A 16,143-nucleotide genomic window follows, 5' to 3' on the forward strand; every position below is an offset into this window, starting at 1 on the left:
CAATTTGCCGGATTTTTTTATTCCTTTTTATTTGACCTGTAAATTATCCAGACTATACCCGCTAGAATAAAGAGAACCAAAGCTATCCTACCTATTACTTCTTTCACTTTTCGCTCAAAAGAAACTACTTCAGGCTGACCAATTAACACATAATTTGCCCAATAACCGGGATGTGAAAATTGCGACATTTTAGGATCGCTTAGTAGATCCAATTTTGCCAATCTTAATGCTGAGGCATAGGATTCTCCCTTTTGCAAATGTTTATAGAAGGCATCTGATAAATACACAGCTACCTGATTTTCGGTTAACCACAATGAGGTAATTAAGTGATCCGCTCCAGCCAGAGCGAAGCTTCTAGCTAAACTGATCAACCCCTCAGAATCACTCAACTGCCCCGCTCCTGTTTCGCATGCACTGAGAAATACAAATTCAACCGAGTCCAAAGCCTGATAGCTCAATTCCTGAGAAAAAAGCCTAAATTCTTCCAGACCGGGATAGAATGCGATAAATGAAGAATTGATGTCCCCGGGCTCAGCTTTTGCATGCGTCGCCAAATGGATATAGGGATAATTAGGGGCTTCTTTCAAGAAAGTTTCCAGATCTGCAGACTCATCTGTAAACACGGTAAATCCTTTCCTGCTTATTTCCTCTTTGGATCCGGGCAACCTTGATAAGCCTTGAAATCCCTTTTGCTCAAATGGAGAAAAACCCAAAACAGCATTGGAAAACCATTCTTTCTTGGGTTCTGATTTAACCAAAGCAGCAGAAAACTGATATAAAACTGCAATTCGCTCAATTAAATATTCTCTATCAATGGGTAATACCTCAAAAGGAATAGGATTAAACTGCGCATGAGGAACTACAATCAACTGATTCCGGCTTTTCATTCTCAACAGCCAAGGGTCAAAAAGTGTTTTCCCAAATTGACTGATGAAGGAACCAGCATCATACTTTCTGCCCAAGTTAGGAGTTTGTAATGCCTTCCTCCAATTTTCAAGTTCTCTGAAATTGATTTCTTTGATATCCAACGCTTTGAAATCGAAAAAATCAGGCTCAACCCAAAAAACAAATAATTTTGAAGAAGTTTGAAATAGAGATAAACTCGCCTTCCTCCTACCCAATTGATCCTGATATCTAGCTAAGCTGAAGACATCTGCATTTTCAAAATCAGGCAAAAAACTCTTGAATTCTTCACGTAACCTGGACAAGTCAACTTGCAGTTTGATAAATTCCTCCTGAAGCTTCTTTAACTCTTCGGGATCATTGGATAAATATTGTCTCTGATAATTTTTTGAAAGCAGAAATTGGAGATTTTCCTCTTCCTGAAGCTTCGCTAAAGGGATTCCAGACCTTCTTTTGAGTCTTTCAAAATAGGCACTTTGCCTCAAAGCCCCAGCTTTGCTTTGCTCTGCCCAAACAAAAGCCTGTTCCATTAAATCCAATTCATCTCTCTCTAGAGCAATATTGTAAATCTTCTCGATGGCGTTTTGATAAGCCTTGAGAACTTGGTCGCCCAAAAAAATCCTAGCCTCATCATTATCAAAATTGAAGCTGATGTAATTTGCAAAATCGAAAGCACTGAGATAGGTACTCAAGCCCAACCTGAACCATTTGGAATCTTCTTCTTTTTCATAAAGCATCCAGGCTACTTCCGCCTTTGATGCTAAAACTTCAAAGAGCGTGATTGAGGACATTCCTAAGGATGATTTTTCAGGATTTTGAAAAATGTCCGGATTTTCAAAAGTAGGATGCAGCTCTATTATCGCTTTTTGGTAAGAATTCAAAGCCTTCTGATACTCCTTTTTCTGTTCATGGAGCTGGCCTCTAAGATTATAATAGATACCTCTCTGAAGATCTTTTTTCCTCATCAACTTGATCATGAGAGAGTCCCTAGTCCTATCCAAAGCCAATTCAGCAGCTTCAAGATCCTTTTTTAACAAATAACCTTTAGCAAGTAAATTCCAATGCGAAAACTTTAAAGGCTCAGAGGTCTCACTTATCTGGTTTAATACATCCAGCGCTTGATCAGGATTTCCCTCTTCCAAATGAGTGTTTGCCAGATTGATTCGAACTTGATTTGGATTAATCTCCCAAGTCAGTAAATCCTCATAGATCTTTTTCGCACTATCGTATTTTTCCAGATTATACAAGGCTGATGCCTTATTACTCAAGAAACTGTAGCGTGCATATCGTCCATAATCCCCTAAAGAAGAAGGCAAGGCTGACTCTGCCCTACTGAAATAGCTGATACTTTGGCTGTAATTTCCTGTTTCAAAAAAGTAAACCCCTAAAGCATTAAATAGCCGTTCAGGCTGAGTCTTTCCCTGAATCAATTTCTGAAGACTTTCAGCTTCTTTTAAATGGTAAATAGAACTGTCCAGCTTACTCAAGCTAAAAAGAAGCTCTCCCAAAAATAGATGGGATGAGTAAATTAAAGTATCTGGAAGTTTAAATGCTTTGGCTAGTTGAATTCCTTTTCTGTAAGATTTGGCTGCAGCTTCATTTTCTCCATATACAGAAAGTAACACTCCTAACCTTTCAGAGCCTCTCAAGAAAAGCTGAACCTCTTCAGAATTGGGAGTTTCAGCCAAAGCCTCAGAGTACAGCTTAATGGCAAGCCTATCATCCTCCTCAGTAGGTGAAGGCAACTGGTAAAGAGAATCGGCTTTTTTCAGCAAATCCAGTTTTCCTTGCGCTAATACGCATATGGGTGAGAAGCAAAAGCTTAGGAAAATGGAAAGATAAAGTCTCTTTAAAAACACGGAAATAGGGATAAACCCTACTCCAGACGAGCTACGATTACCACAAAAGGAGGTCTCGGCTTGCCGGCAGGTCGGGTTTCATTTAGTGATCTAAAATTAACCCAATTTCCTCCTCTTCGCTCATTGATCAAGTCATTTTTTTCCTCAATATCATCCAATAATGCTTGAGGAATGTCTGCCATAGTTTCAAAATAGAAAAATCTCAATGGGATAGAATTGAGTGCCAGATTGCTTAAGTCAGGTAATCTATAAAGCAATTCAACATCTAGGACTTGTCCGTTTACGGGAATAGCACCAAATGTCCCATTTTCAACTGTTTTTTGAAGGTCAAAAACACCTTTGGATGAAATCTCAAAGCCTAGATCCTCTAGAGAAATACCGTTTTGATCCTCTACATCAAAATCACAGCTGGTATCATCATCGTCGTCATCATCTCCATCATCGCAGGGAAGTAACAAACCCGGAACTCCATTATAAATCGGAGCTGCCTGTATTTGATTCTGCCCAAGGACATAAATACCATCCCGGTAATTCACCCCTCCGACGGTAACGAAAGTCTCACAGGAACTGGAGCTTCCTTCCGGAGTAAATGTTACTTTATATTTCAATCCGGTTTCACTTGCATTTACGTCAATTGCTCCCGTCTCTCCATTGATAGCCAAGCCATCAGGACTGGCAGTGAAAGTTCCTGATGCGTTGGTAATAGGATTTACAATGACATTTTGGGTCGCATTGATGTAATAAATGGTGTCTGTGTAAGCAAATAACTCGCAATCAAATGAATTATCTCTGATCTGATTATCCTGAACACAAGAAAAAGACAGCAAAGCCAATAAGGCAAAAGTCAAAGTTGAAAGTAAAGCATGTGGGCGCATGAGTTCCTTTTTTATTTTAAGTCGATTCCACTTATAAAATTGTAATCAGATAACAGATTATTTTTCTCTTAAATTCAGCAAAATGCCTATTAATACCAATCCCATTCCAACATAGGACATTATTCCGAAGGTTTCTCCAAATAGAACGAACCCAAAGAACAATGCATATAAAATTCCTAAATAACTCAGACTGGAAATTTTTGAGACGTTGGCATTTTGATAAGCAACTGTCATAAAATATTGTGCTGCCTGAGTACAAATACCTATCCAAAGTAAAATCAACCAATCCCAGCCTATCGGTTGAACCCAAGTAAAATAACTAATCAGCGAAGCAACTGGAAGAGTTACCAAAGGAAAATAAAATATGATCACCAGCGGGTGCTCTGTGTTTTTGAGCTTTCGAATCACATTGTAAGCCAAACCAGAAAAAAGTGCGGCGATGATTCCGATTCCGGCATAAAAGAAATCAATTCGAGGATCAAAACCCTGTATCACTAAAACGCCAGCGAAGGATATAAAGAAATAAAGAAACTGTATGGGTTTGACTTTTTCTTTAACTAGAAAAATACCAAGAATGGTTGTAAAGATTGGGGATAGATATTGTATAGTTACGGCACTGGCCAATGGAATTTTTTGAAGCGTATAAAAGAACCCTATCAGGCCCACTGAACCTACAATTCCACGGATAACCAACAGTTTCTTATTATTCCCAAAGACCGGTATTTTTTGATTTTTCAAAAAAACATAGCTGAAAATCAAGGAGAAAATAGACCTAAACAGAATAATCTCTATGGCAGGGATATGAGGAATGAACTTGACTGATACATTCATCAACGCAAAAAATACTCCAGCCAAAAGCATGGATTGAACGCTAGAAATCTTCAATTTTTTATTTCATTTTTAGGGTGTTGTACTTACAAAGCAAAATTATCATTGGAGAGTTCAAAAAAAATCTCCTAAAACAGAATAAACTATCTATACTTAGAAGAGTTAAGAAAGATAAGATGGCATTAAAACTAGGACAAATCGCTCCGGATTTCACTTTGAAAGGAACATCCGGAACGGAACTCAAACCCAGCAGGGATTTAGAAGGTAAATCATTCATCCTTTATTTCTACCCAAAAGATTTTACAAGAGTTTGTACTGCAGAGGCATGTGAATTCAGAGATCAGTTTGCGGCATTTCGGGATCTGGACATTCCTGTTTTTGGCGTTAGCAGAGATGACTTGGATACGCATGAGAAATTCAAAAAGCAATTCAATCTTCCCTTCGAACTTTTATCTGATACCTCAGGAAAGGTTTGCCAAAAATACGATGCCTTGGTACCGTTGATAAAAATGCCAAAAAGGATTACCTATCTGATAGATGCTGAAATGAAAATAGCCGGAGTTTTTTCAGATATGTTTGAATCCAAAGGACATATAGAAAGCATGCTCAAAAAACTCAATAAATAAGTTAGCTGAGAATATTTCCGTCTTTCATTTCCACTTTTCTATCAGCCATGGCAGCCAATTCCTCATTGTGAGTAACTATCACAAAGGAATGCCCCAACTCTTTTCTCAAGGTAAAAAACAGCTCATGCAAAGCTCTTGCATTGCTGGTATCCAAGTTGCCGCTGGGTTCGTCAGCAAACACCACTTCCGGACTATTGATCAAGGCTCTCGCCACTGCCACACGTTGCTGTTCCCCACCGGATAACGTGGATGGTTTATGATCCAGTCGATGGGAAATACCCAGAATTTCAGCTAATTCGCCAGCTTTTTTTTCGATTTGCTGAGGATTTTTTCCCTGGATAAAGCTTGGTATCTGAATATTTTCCAAAGCTGTAAACTCAGGAAGTAAATTATGAAATTGAAAAATGAAGCCTATTTGCTGATTTCTAAATTGAGCCAGCCCCTCACCTTTCATGGCTATTAAATCCTTTCCATTCATGGACAAGGTTCCTTGATCTGGCTTATCCAAAGTCCCCAAAATATGCAACAAAGTACTTTTTCCGGCACCCGATGAACCGACTATGGAAACAATCTCTGAAGTGGAAATCTCAAGATCCACCCCTTTTAAAACATGGAGATTTCCATAGGATTTATGGATGTCTCTGGCTATCAACATACTATTAAAATTTACGCTCCTAAAATTAGAACAAATCTTCGAGGCAAAGGGCATTTATGCCATCAAATAAGGTCCTAACAAATAAAAAAGGCAAAATTCAGGTTTGATTTATCCACGGTTAGGGCTTAACTTCGCCCAAAAATTTTGAGAGATGAACATTCACGAATATCAGGCTAAAGAAGTACTAAAAAGTTACGGCGTTAGAATTCAGGAGGGCATCGTAGCAGACAGTCCCGAAGCCGCACAAGAAGCTGCAGAAAAACTCAACGCTCAAACAGGAACTTCCTGGTATGTGATTAAAGCTCAAATCCATGCTGGAGGCCGTGGAAAAGGTAAGGTTCAGGAAACTGGTTCCAATGGCGTAGTACTTGCCAAAAAATTGGAAGAGGTAGCTGAAAAGGCTAAGAACATACTTGGAGGAACTTTGGTAACTCACCAAACTGGTCCGGAAGGTAAAAAAGTAAACAAAGTTTTAATCGCTGAGGACGTATACTACCCAGGTGATTCAGAACCTAAAGAATATTATGTTTCTATCCTTTTGGACAGAGCTACAGGATCCAATGTGATCATGGCCTCTACCGAAGGAGGTATGGATATCGAAGAGGTAGCCGAGAAGCATCCTGAAAAAATTATCAAAGAATGGATCGATCCTAAAGCAGGACTTCAGGGATTCCAAGTAAGAAAGGTAGCTTTCAAATTGGGATTGAGCGGAAATGCTTTCAAGGAGATGACCAAATTTATCACTGCGCTTTATAAGGCGTATGAAGCTACAGATTCTTCTCAGTTTGAAATCAACCCGGTATTGAAAACTTCAGATGATAAAATTTTGGCAGTAGATGCTAAAGTAAATCTGGATGACAATGCACTTTACAGACATAAGGATTTGGCTGAATTGAGAGATTTGGCTGAAGAAGATCCATTGGAAGTTGAAGCTGGAAAATCCGGCCTTAACTATGTGAAGTTGGATGGTAATGTTGGCTGTATGGTGAACGGAGCAGGTCTGGCTATGGCGACTATGGACATGATCAAATTATCTGGTGGTGAGCCGGCTAACTTCCTAGATGTAGGAGGAGGAGCAAACGCTACTACTGTAGAAGCTGGATTTAGAATTATTCTTCAAGACCCTAACGTGAAGGCGATTTTGATCAACGTATTCGGTGGTATCGTAAGATGCGACAGAATCGCTAACGGTGTGGTTGAAGCTTACAAATCAATCGGAGACATTCGAGTTCCTATTATCGTAAGACTTCAGGGAACCAACGCTGAAGAAGGTGCTAAGATCATTGACGAATCAGGCCTTAAGGTTTTCTCTGCAATCACATTGAAAGAAGCCGCAGAAAAAGTACAAGGTGTACTAAAAGGCTAAAATATAGCAGCACTCGTAGTTCAACTGGATAGAATATCGGATTTCGGCTCCGAGGGTTGAGGGTTCGAATCCTTCCGAGTGCACTCTTATAAGCTCAGACTCCTAGTCTGGGCTTTTTTTGTTATATACTCTAGCAGGGATAAGGTAATATGAGAATAGATAGACCGATTTTTTTGACTGTGGGCAAATTGGCTGAAGGATGAAACTTCCAAAGAAAATATTTTCTCCCTAAGGAAACTCCCATAAAATATGAAGTAGGAAAAGTGAAGTAAAGAAATAAGTTTAAAAGCTATAAATTGTACTTATCCAAGATTAAAATAAAAAAGCAGGAGAAAATCTCCTGCCCTTTATTTGAAAACTAAACCAACTATTATTTAACTACCACAATGAATTCAAAAATAATACAATTATTAACAAAACAAAATCCAAAATAAAAATTTGTTTTTATTAATTACTTAGCCGGAAACGTACTGCGCTTAAAGGAAATCCCCAAAGCTAGCCCTTGGCTAAATTGTATTTTATCGTCTTGATCAATATCGTAAATGCTCAAACTGGTTAAACTCACATTGATCAAATTGGAAACTTTCGCTGTTAATGCTACATCCAATCTATGATCAATCGTGTCAAATGCCAAGGTCTCGTAATTTGCATACAACTGGTAACGCACCAGGAGAGAAACATTCTCTGAAAGTTGTTTATTCCAATCTGCCATGATATTCATGGCAAGCAATTCTGTTCTGACCTTGTCTCCTATCGGCACTCCATAATTTTGAGGGACATTCAAATATAATTCGGTATCGGTGACAAATGTAAATCTCGGAGCAAAGGGGGATAAACGAAGGCTAAACTCATCATTGGGCTTATACTCAAATCCCAAAGCAAATGTAAGGTAAGCCGGATTGGCAAATTTGGAAATCAAGGTTCTGCCTGTGTCGTCAAAGTTATAGCCCGGTGCAAACTGAGAAAGGAAATTTGCAGAGGAGTATAAATTCCAGAACTCGCCAATTTTGTATCCGACTTTTGAATCTAGAAATAACCTATCATTGGATTTTCTACCGCCTTGGTCTTGGTTTTTTACCACACCGTACATGAAATCCAAGGTATTATCCCAAGTCCATTTCTCCTTCTTATAATTCGCCCTACCCTGAAGATAGGTACCAACTGCAATGGAGTTCACTCCACCACCCGTCCAGTTACCACTGAATGATGCTTGGTTAAAGTTTAGACCTCCCCCTATTTCTTTTAACCAATAAGTCGTATCCTTTTCAGTTTCTTGGGCTTGCGCAATGGCTACCCCAAAAACTAAAAAGAAAAGCGTAAATATTCTTTTCATAAGTATACTGATTCATTAAATTAACTTAGACAAGAAAACAAAATATGGAAAATGACTTTGAAAACGAATTAATAGTCAGGGATTTTTTGGCTAGACAGAGAACTACTTTAGCCAATCAAAGAACCCTACTATCCTACATCCGTACCTCATTGTATTTCCTGGTAAGCGGTACGGCATTGTTTGAGGTAAAAAATTTGGATCACATACGAGATTTGGGATACTTGTCGTTTGCATTATCTCTAATTTTAATCATTCTAGGTTTTTACAATTATTTCAGAGTTCGGAAAAAACTCAAAAAAGGCACTTATCACCTGATGTAATATGACATTTGAAATCGGTCTTGTTTTCGCCATCATTGGTTTGGCGATGATTTTATTTTTTACAGAAAGGCTGAGCATAGATACCGTTAGCATTGGCATCATGGGGCTTTTCATCTTTACAGGGATTTTAGACCTAGAAGAGGGCTTTGCCGGCTTTTCCAATCCTGCTACAGTCACTGTAGCAGCTATGTTTGTTATCTCTGCTGCAATCTTTAATACAGGGCTTTTAGACTCATTCGGTCGTTTACTGACCCTTCAAGCCCAAAAAAGTGAGGTTGGTCTGATATTAAGTTTGATGCTCTCCGCAGGTATTTTATCCGCATTCATCAACGATACTGCAGTTGTCGCCTTATTGATGCCAACCGTTATTCAACTCGCCAAAAAAAATGGCATTTCACCATCCAGAGTTTTAATGCCCTTATCTTTTGGAGCTTTAATGGGCGGAATATGTACCCTACTAGGTACCAGTACCAATATCCTAGTAAGTGGAATCGCTGCAAGAGAAGGCTTGGAAGAGTTTGGTGTATTTGAAATGACTAAAGCGGGAGTTATATTTTTTATTGCTGGTATTATATACATGATTTCAATAGGCACTTGGCTTATTCCCAAGCGAAAGGCTCATTTCAGTGTAAAAGACAGCTCCCATCTCGGAAATTACCTCATTGAGATTGTCATTACCAAGGAGTTTGAGCAAATCGGTGAACCTTTTCACAAACAGAAATTATTCAAAGCTTATCCAATTGAGGCCCTCCAAATTCTAAGAGCAGATGGAAGGAAAGTAAAAGTATACCCCAATACTCCAATTGAAAAAGATGACCTGATAAGAATCACTTGTGAAAAAGAAACCATACAAAAACTCAAGAAAATCGCAGGTCTATCGATAAAATCAGAATTGGAATGGAGCACGGAGAATGTGACAGATGATGAAGTTAGACTGTATGAAGCATTAGTCACTCCAAACTCAGACTTAGTCAATAAAAAGCTATTAGCCCTTAACTTCCGGCATATTTTTGATCAGATTACTGTAGTGGGTATACGACACAGAGCTGGGCTTTTGGAAGGCTTACTCAAGCAGACTAAACTACGTGCAGGGGACATTTTACTCCTCAGAGGTACAGAAGAAGCAATTCAAAGGCTAAGTGAAGGAAATGATCTCCTTTTACTGGCTGAAAATAAGAGCAGAAATATCAATAAGACTCAAAGTATTCTTACTGTAGCTACCTTAGCAGCTGTAATATTACTTTCGGCTTTCAAAATTTTTCCAATTGCAGTTTGCGCAATAGGTGGTGTGGTAGTTCTAGTTTTACTTAAATCGATCAACCCATTGGAAGCTTATAAAGCTATTGATTGGAAAGTGATTATGATGCTGGCCGGAGTACTCTCTATGGGCGCAGCTCTTGAGAAAACGGGAGGTGCTCAGCTCTTAGGCGATGTTATCACAGAAAACCTAGGTGAATTTGGACCAAGGGCCGTCTTGGGAGGAATTTTTGGACTAACTTTCTTATTGACCAATATTATGTCCAATAATGCTACCGCTGCTCTCTTAGCTCCTATTGCCATCACAGTAGCTGCATCAATTGGAGTGGATAGCAGACCTTTTTTGATGGCTGTTACATTTGCTGCAAGCTTAAGTTTTATGTCTCCTATGGGTTACCAGACTAATACGATGATTTATAATCCAGGAAATTATAAGTTCAGGGATTATTTGGTGGTGGGAATTCCACTAAACCTGATCATGTGGATATTAGCAACTTGGTTAATTCCATATTTTTATCCATTTTAATTATTGGATTAATCATCAATAAAACCAACCTTTATACTCGTTATTGTTCCATTCAAACCCTTTTCCAATGAAAATTTTCGGAATTATTTTAATTATTGCAGGCGTTTTTATGCTTTTCAGTGGCAGTATCAGTTTTACTACCAAAGAAAAAGTCATAGATGCAGGGCCCTTGGAAGTTACGGCTGACAAAGAAAATAAGCTAGCTTGGCCTCAGTATGCCGGTGGAATTGTGGTGGCAGCAGGGATTGTAATCCTTGTTGTTTCAAGTAAAAAGAAATAGAAAAAGCGCCTCTCGGCGCTTTTTTTTAATCTATCAATCTGACCTGCATCACCTTATCAGGATCCAGGTTGAAAAATTCTTTGTGAACATTGAAAACCTCTTCCCCATTTTCAGGCTCCTTTGCCAAATAGGTACCATCCTCTTGCATCACATAAGAATTGAAATTGTCTCGGAGATTAAAAGCTAAAATATTCATCAACTGCTTTTCCAATAACGGAGATTCTACCTTAAACAAAGATTCCAGTCTTTTGTCAAAACTTCTCACCATCATATCAGCACTACCTGCATAGGTACGGGTTTGACCATTATTATGGAAATGATAAATTCTGGAATGCTCCAAGAAATCACCGACAATAGAAATCACTTCTATATTTTCACTCAGTCCAGGTCTTCCTGGTCTTAAGCAACAAATTCCCCGAATCACTAATTTGATGATCACACCAGCTTGGGAAGCACGGTATAAAGCATAAATGATTTCGGAATCTTCCAAAGAATTGACTTTGATAAAAATCCCACTTGGAAGACCGTTTCTGGCATTTTCTGCTTCTTGCTCAATATATTCAATTAGCTGATTTCTCATGTCACGAGGAGCAGTAATCAAATTTTGATATTGAGAAGGCATGCTATGCCCAGTAATTACATTAAAGAATTCTGATACATCATTTGCCAAAACCTCATTGGTAGTCAGAAGGCCAATATCAGTGTACAATCTCGCTGTATCCTCATTGTAATTACCTGAGCCTAAGTGAACAAAACGCGTAATCTCATTTCTGTCTTTTCTGACAATCAAAAGAAGTTTGGTATGCGTTTTCAAATGAGTGATGCCATAAATCACGAAGCATCCAGCCTTTTGAAGTTTTTTGGCCTCTCTGATATTATTCTCCTCATCAAATCTCGCTTTGACTTCAAAAAGTACAGAAACGTGCTTTCCATTTTCTGCCGCCTTCAACAAAGCTTTAGTGATCCTACTTTCCTTGGCCAACCGGTAAATGGTCATTTTGATGGCCATCACATCCGGATCATCGGCTGCTTTCTCAATTAGGTCTAGAATAGAATCTATATTGTTATACGGATGATGAAGTAGAATATCTTTTTCTTTCAAAATCTCAAAAATATCAGCAGTCCCTTCATCCCTATATGAAAGAGGTTTAACCGGCTCTGGGATCTGCGGTAACCTATCTCTGAATTTTTTATTTCCTACGATTTGCCAGAAACCGGTAAAATCAATCATGCTGGATCGTTTCACCAAAAAGACCGAATCACTTTTCAGATTCCATCTTTCCAATAGCGAGTTTAGCATCCATTTGCTATACCCTTCTTCAATTTCAATCCTAACTACCCTTCCGGTTTTTCTTTCCATCAACTTTCGCTTCACCTCTTCCAGGAAATTAGCATCCATATCCTCACTCTCTTCGAGAGTAAAATCACCATTTCTGGTAATTCTGAAGAGACTGACTGCTTCTATTTCTACATTTCTGAAAAGCGAAACGATGTTTTCACGAATTACCTCTTCAATAGGAATCAAGAGCAACATGTTATCCCGCTCGATTTCAAAAAAACGAGGGATATTTGCTGGAATCTGCACGAAGCTGAGTTTGCGCATATCCTTCTTCTCTCCAGGGCTAGTTGTCACCACACCGAAGATCAAAAGCTTATTCATCAAAATCGGGAAGGTTCTGTACCCGTCATACACCATGGGCGTAAGCATTGGATAAATAGCCTTCTGAAAATACTGACGAACCTTTTCCTGCTCATCGGATGTCAGTCTGGAAGTATTGACCAAAGAAATCCCCTCTTCACCCAATCTAGGAAGTACATTTTCAATAAAATGATGATGCTGCTCTGCATGAAACTGCTGGCAATCTTTCATCAATTTAGCTTTGAAAGGCTCTTCTCTCAGGCCGGAGTAATCAATCCGCTCTTTATCATAATCCAGGTAATTATACAATGAACCTACCCGGATCATAAAAAACTCATCCAGATTAGATGCAGTGATTGCCAGAAATTTAAGTTTTTCAAAAATTGAACGATGCTCCTTTTTGGACTGATCCAGCACGCGTTCATTAAATTTCAGCCAGCTTAAATCTCTACTGACTAAATCACTTTTTTGGATGATTGACTCATATTTATCTCCAACTGCCAGTTTCATACCTGATAATTTTGTTCCTGAATAGCTTATCTTATTTATTGGCCAAAAAAAGGGGCTCGAAAGCCCCTTTGGGAAGTATTAGGTATCGATTTTTGCGTATTTAGCATTTTTCTCGATAAACTCTCTTCTTGGGGCGACTTCATCTCCCATCAGCATGCTAAAGAGATGGTCTGCTTCAGCTGCCGAATCGATAGTCACCTGTTTAATGGTTCTGACATTTGGATCCATGGTAGTAGTCCAAAGTTGCTCTGGATTCATCTCACCGAGACCTTTGTATCTCTGAATACCGACACTGTCCTCTTTACCGTCTTTGGCCATCTCGGAGATCAACCTTTTTCTCTCTTCTTCAGTCCAGCAATAGCGCTCGTCTTTACCTCTCTTCAATAAATAAAGAGGTGGTAAAGCAATGTAGATATACCCTCTTTCAATCAAGGTTCTCATATATCTGAAGAATAAAGTCAAGATCAAAGTTCGGATGTGGGAACCATCAATATCAGCATCCGTCATGATGATGATTTTGTGATATCTCAAACCGGTCAAATCAAGTTCCTTATCGTCATCAGCAGTTCCAAACTTAACCCCTAAGGCAGTCAGGATGTTTTTGATTTCATCATTATCGTAGATTTTGTGCTCATGCGCTTTTTCTACGTTCAGGATTTTTCCTTTCAAAGGAAGAATAGCCTGAAAATCTCTGTCTCTCCCTTGCTTGGCTGAACCACCCGCAGAGTCACCCTCCACTAAGTATAATTCACAAACAGTAGGATCAGAATTCGCACAATCCGCAAGCTTTCCAGGTAGACCACCGCCTCCAAGGACATTCTTACGCTGCACCATTTCACGCGCTTTTCTAGCTGCATGTCTTGCCTGAGCTGCTAGGATTACTTTTCCTACGATAGTTTTCGCTTCTTTTGGGTGCTCTTCCAGCCAAGACTGTAATGTCTCAGAAACAGCAGAATCTACTGCACCTACTACATCGGAGTTACCCAATTTAGTTTTGGTCTGACCTTCAAACTGAGGCTCTGCAACTTTCACGGAGATAACCGCAGTAAGACCTTCTCTAAAGTCATCACCAGAAACCTCAATCTTCAACTTATCCAACATGCCGGATTTATCAGCATAGGACTTGAGTGTTCTGGTAAGAGCTCTTCTGAATCCAGTTACATGGGAACCACCTTCATAAGTATTGATGGTGTTCACATAGGAAACCACATTTTCAGTGTAGGAATTGTTATAGCTCATTGCTACTTGCACAGGGACTTCCTGATCAAGCGCTTCTATGTAAATAGGTGCATCGATGATTTTCTCTCTAGTCTCATCTAGGTATTCTACGAATTCAACCAAACCTCCTTCAGAGAAAAATTCATCAGACTTTGGATTTCCATCGTCTTCAATTTCTCTAAGATCCTTGAGATAAATTCGAATTCCCGCATTCAAAAAGGCCATTTCTCTAAGCCTGTTGGCAATGGTCTCATATTTGAATTCGGTAATAGCAAAAATGCTGGCATCCGGCTTAAAATGGATGATAGTGCCTCTTTTATCTGTTTTTCCTATCTCTCTCGCAGGATATTGAGGAACACCAATTTTAAACTCCTGCTCGGTGATAACCCCATTTCTAAAAACAGTAGCTTTTAGGTCTGTCGATAAAGCATTCACACAGGAAACACCCACACCGTGCAAACCTCCGGAAACCTTGTAAGTATCCTTATCAAATTTACCTCCTGCGTGAAGCACAGTAAGGACGACCTCCAAGGCCGAACGTTTTTCCTTTGGGTGCATATCGGTTGGGATACCCCTACCATTATCCTCCACAGTGATGGAATTGTCTTCATTGACAGTAACGTGAATTGCATCACAATGACCAGCCAAGGCTTCGTCAATGGAATTATCCACTACTTCCCAAATTAGGTGGTGAAGACCCTTTACTCCTACATCTCCGATGTACATGGCAGGTCTTTTTCTAACTGCTTCCAGACCTTCCAAAATCTGAATATTGCCGGCTCCGTACTCTGCCGGATTCTTCGCTTTTTCTTCGCTCATATTAACTGGAAAAAAACCCTTAAAACGGGCTTAAACGGTGATTTTCTGAAATTCAATTGATTCGGCAAGATAAGCAAAAAAAGTGACTCAAACGAGAATAATTACAGCATTATCTAAGTGAATACAATAGTATGCCTTAGCTCTAATAACCCAAATATTATTCTAAATTCTATATTTTTTGTAAAATTTTTTTCACCTATTCCTACCTGATTATAGCACATATAAACTTGTTTTTTAACGCTTTATACCATTTTGTTTAATTATGGGGTCTTTTTGTTAAACAAATTTAATTCTGAATCTATTTAAGTAAGCAAATCAAACAGTTAACACTTTCCCCATTAAAAAATTATGAACCTAACCTTAGCAGCCGATCTAGTAGGACTAGATCGAATCATTAACTCAGACCCGGTAGCCATTACCTTCTTCATTGGGTATATGGCTATGTTCGCTTCTGCCGTCTTCTTTTTCGTAGAAAGAGGATCTGTAGATGGAAAATGGAAAACCTCTCTTTTAGTATCTGGACTGATCACAGGTATTGCCGCAGTTCACTATTACTACATGAGAGATTTCTATTTACAAACTGGTTCCAGTCCAACAGCTTTCCGTTATGTTGACTGGACTTTGACAGTACCTTTGATGTGTGTGGAGTTCTATTTGTTAACCAAACCATTTGGTGCAAAAGGTTCCACTCTTTTCAAATTGATCGTAGCATCTCTTTTCATGCTAATTACCGGTTACATCGGTGAAACTTCAGGTATCGATAGCAACATCATGTGGGGTATCCTATCTACCCTAGGTTATTTGTATATCGTATATGAAGTATTCGCAGGAGATGTAGCGAAATTGGCTAAAGATTCCAACAGCCCTGCTTTAGGAAGAGCTATGTTCCTATTGAAAATCTTCATCACCCTAGGATGGTCAATCTATCCAATCGGTTATATGGTATTGCCAGGAAACTTGTTATCAGGTGCATTTGAGGTAAGCTCAATCGACTTGTTCTACAACTTGGCTGATGCTATCAACAAAATCGGTTTTGGTTTGGTAATCTACTCTGTAGCAATTTCCGAATCATCCAAAAACAAAACTGCAGCAGCATAAACCTAATTAAGAGTCGCCCTTTCGGGCGGCT

13 protein-coding genes and 1 tRNA gene are annotated in these 16,143 nt (G+C 39.1%); 7 read left to right on the top strand and 7 right to left on the bottom strand.

Annotated features, from left to right (window positions below):
* Positions 1 to 17: 17 nt before the first annotated feature.
* From GYM62_RS08730 to GYM62_RS08740, 3 genes are all read right to left on the bottom strand, one after another.
* Positions 18 to 2,678, bottom strand: coding sequence for a CHAT domain-containing protein (locus tag GYM62_RS08730; RefSeq protein ID WP_219959124.1), 2,661 nt, complete (start codon positions 2,676 to 2,678; stop codon positions 18 to 20).
* 101 nt (positions 2,679 to 2,779) lie between these two features.
* A complete protein-coding gene (locus GYM62_RS08735; protein WP_219959125.1) occupies positions 2,780 to 3,637 on the bottom strand; it encodes a hypothetical protein in 858 nt (285 codons plus the stop codon).
* A gap of 57 nt (positions 3,638 to 3,694) precedes the next feature.
* Complete coding sequence (locus GYM62_RS08740) at positions 3,695 to 4,498, bottom strand: DMT family transporter (RefSeq protein ID WP_144603230.1); 804 nt, start codon at positions 4,496 to 4,498, stop codon at positions 3,695 to 3,697.
* A 143-nt stretch (positions 4,499 to 4,641) separates the two neighbouring features.
* Between GYM62_RS08740 and GYM62_RS08745 the strand changes: the two genes are divergently transcribed.
* Positions 4,642 to 5,091 carry a peroxiredoxin gene (locus GYM62_RS08745; protein WP_219959126.1) on the top strand — a complete coding sequence of 150 codons (450 nt, stop codon included), beginning with the start codon at positions 4,642 to 4,644 and terminating at the stop codon, positions 5,089 to 5,091.
* Between the two features lies 1 nt (position 5,092).
* On the opposite strand, the gene GYM62_RS08750 is transcribed toward GYM62_RS08745, so the two are convergent.
* Positions 5,093 to 5,746, bottom strand: a complete 654-nt coding sequence (locus tag GYM62_RS08750; protein WP_144603191.1) for an ABC transporter ATP-binding protein — start codon at positions 5,744 to 5,746, stop codon at positions 5,093 to 5,095.
* A 151-nt stretch (positions 5,747 to 5,897) separates the two neighbouring features.
* Between GYM62_RS08750 and sucC the strand changes: the two genes are divergently transcribed.
* Together sucC and GYM62_RS08760 are read left to right on the top strand one after the other, a co-directional pair.
* Positions 5,898 to 7,112 carry an ADP-forming succinate--CoA ligase subunit beta gene (sucC, locus tag GYM62_RS08755; RefSeq protein WP_091649907.1) on the top strand — a complete coding sequence of 405 codons (1,215 nt, stop codon included), beginning with the start codon at positions 5,898 to 5,900 and terminating at the stop codon, positions 7,110 to 7,112.
* Between the two features lie 9 nt (positions 7,113 to 7,121).
* Positions 7,122 to 7,195, top strand: a tRNA-Arg gene (locus tag GYM62_RS08760).
* 368 nt (positions 7,196 to 7,563) lie between these two features.
* On the opposite strand, the gene GYM62_RS08765 is transcribed toward GYM62_RS08760, so the two are convergent.
* Positions 7,564 to 8,445 carry a DUF3078 domain-containing protein gene (locus GYM62_RS08765; protein WP_219959127.1) on the bottom strand — a complete coding sequence of 294 codons (882 nt, stop codon included), beginning with the start codon at positions 8,443 to 8,445 and terminating at the stop codon, positions 7,564 to 7,566.
* 44 nt (positions 8,446 to 8,489) lie between these two features.
* Here GYM62_RS08765 and GYM62_RS08770 point away from each other — a divergent pair, with 44 nt between their 5' ends.
* The 3 genes from GYM62_RS08770 (at position 8,490) to GYM62_RS08780 (ending at position 10,828) form a co-directional block, all read left to right on the top strand.
* Positions 8,490 to 8,765, top strand: coding sequence for a YidH family protein (locus GYM62_RS08770; protein ID WP_144603186.1), 276 nt, complete (start codon positions 8,490 to 8,492; stop codon positions 8,763 to 8,765).
* 1 nt (position 8,766) lies between these two features.
* Positions 8,767 to 10,548 carry an SLC13 family permease gene (locus GYM62_RS08775; protein WP_219959128.1) on the top strand — a complete coding sequence of 594 codons (1,782 nt, stop codon included), beginning with the start codon at positions 8,767 to 8,769 and terminating at the stop codon, positions 10,546 to 10,548.
* 67 nt (positions 10,549 to 10,615) lie between these two features.
* Positions 10,616 to 10,828 (top strand): hypothetical protein, encoded by a 213-nt coding sequence (locus tag GYM62_RS08780; protein WP_219959129.1) that lies wholly within the window; start codon positions 10,616 to 10,618, stop codon positions 10,826 to 10,828.
* A gap of 25 nt (positions 10,829 to 10,853) precedes the next feature.
* Here the strand turns inward: GYM62_RS08780 and ppk1 are convergent, their stop codons facing one another.
* Positions 10,854 to 12,977: a polyphosphate kinase 1 gene (ppk1, locus tag GYM62_RS08785; RefSeq protein ID WP_219959130.1), complete on the bottom strand. Its 2,124-nt coding sequence runs from the start codon at positions 12,975 to 12,977 to the stop codon at positions 10,854 to 10,856.
* 78 nt (positions 12,978 to 13,055) lie between these two features.
* Positions 13,056 to 15,014, bottom strand: coding sequence for a DNA topoisomerase (ATP-hydrolyzing) subunit B (gene gyrB / locus GYM62_RS08790; RefSeq protein ID WP_219959131.1), 1,959 nt, complete (start codon positions 15,012 to 15,014; stop codon positions 13,056 to 13,058).
* A gap of 348 nt (positions 15,015 to 15,362) precedes the next feature.
* Here gyrB and GYM62_RS08795 point away from each other — a divergent pair, with 348 nt between their 5' ends.
* On the top strand, positions 15,363 to 16,112 hold the full coding sequence (locus GYM62_RS08795; protein ID WP_091649886.1) for a bacteriorhodopsin: 750 nt from the start codon (positions 15,363 to 15,365) through the stop codon (positions 16,110 to 16,112).
* Positions 16,113 to 16,143: the final 31 nt, after the last annotated feature.

Origin of the sequence: Algoriphagus sp. NBT04N3 (assembly GCF_019443765.1) — a bacterium.
Classification (GTDB): domain Bacteria; phylum Bacteroidota; class Bacteroidia; order Cytophagales; family Cyclobacteriaceae; genus Algoriphagus; species Algoriphagus ornithinivorans.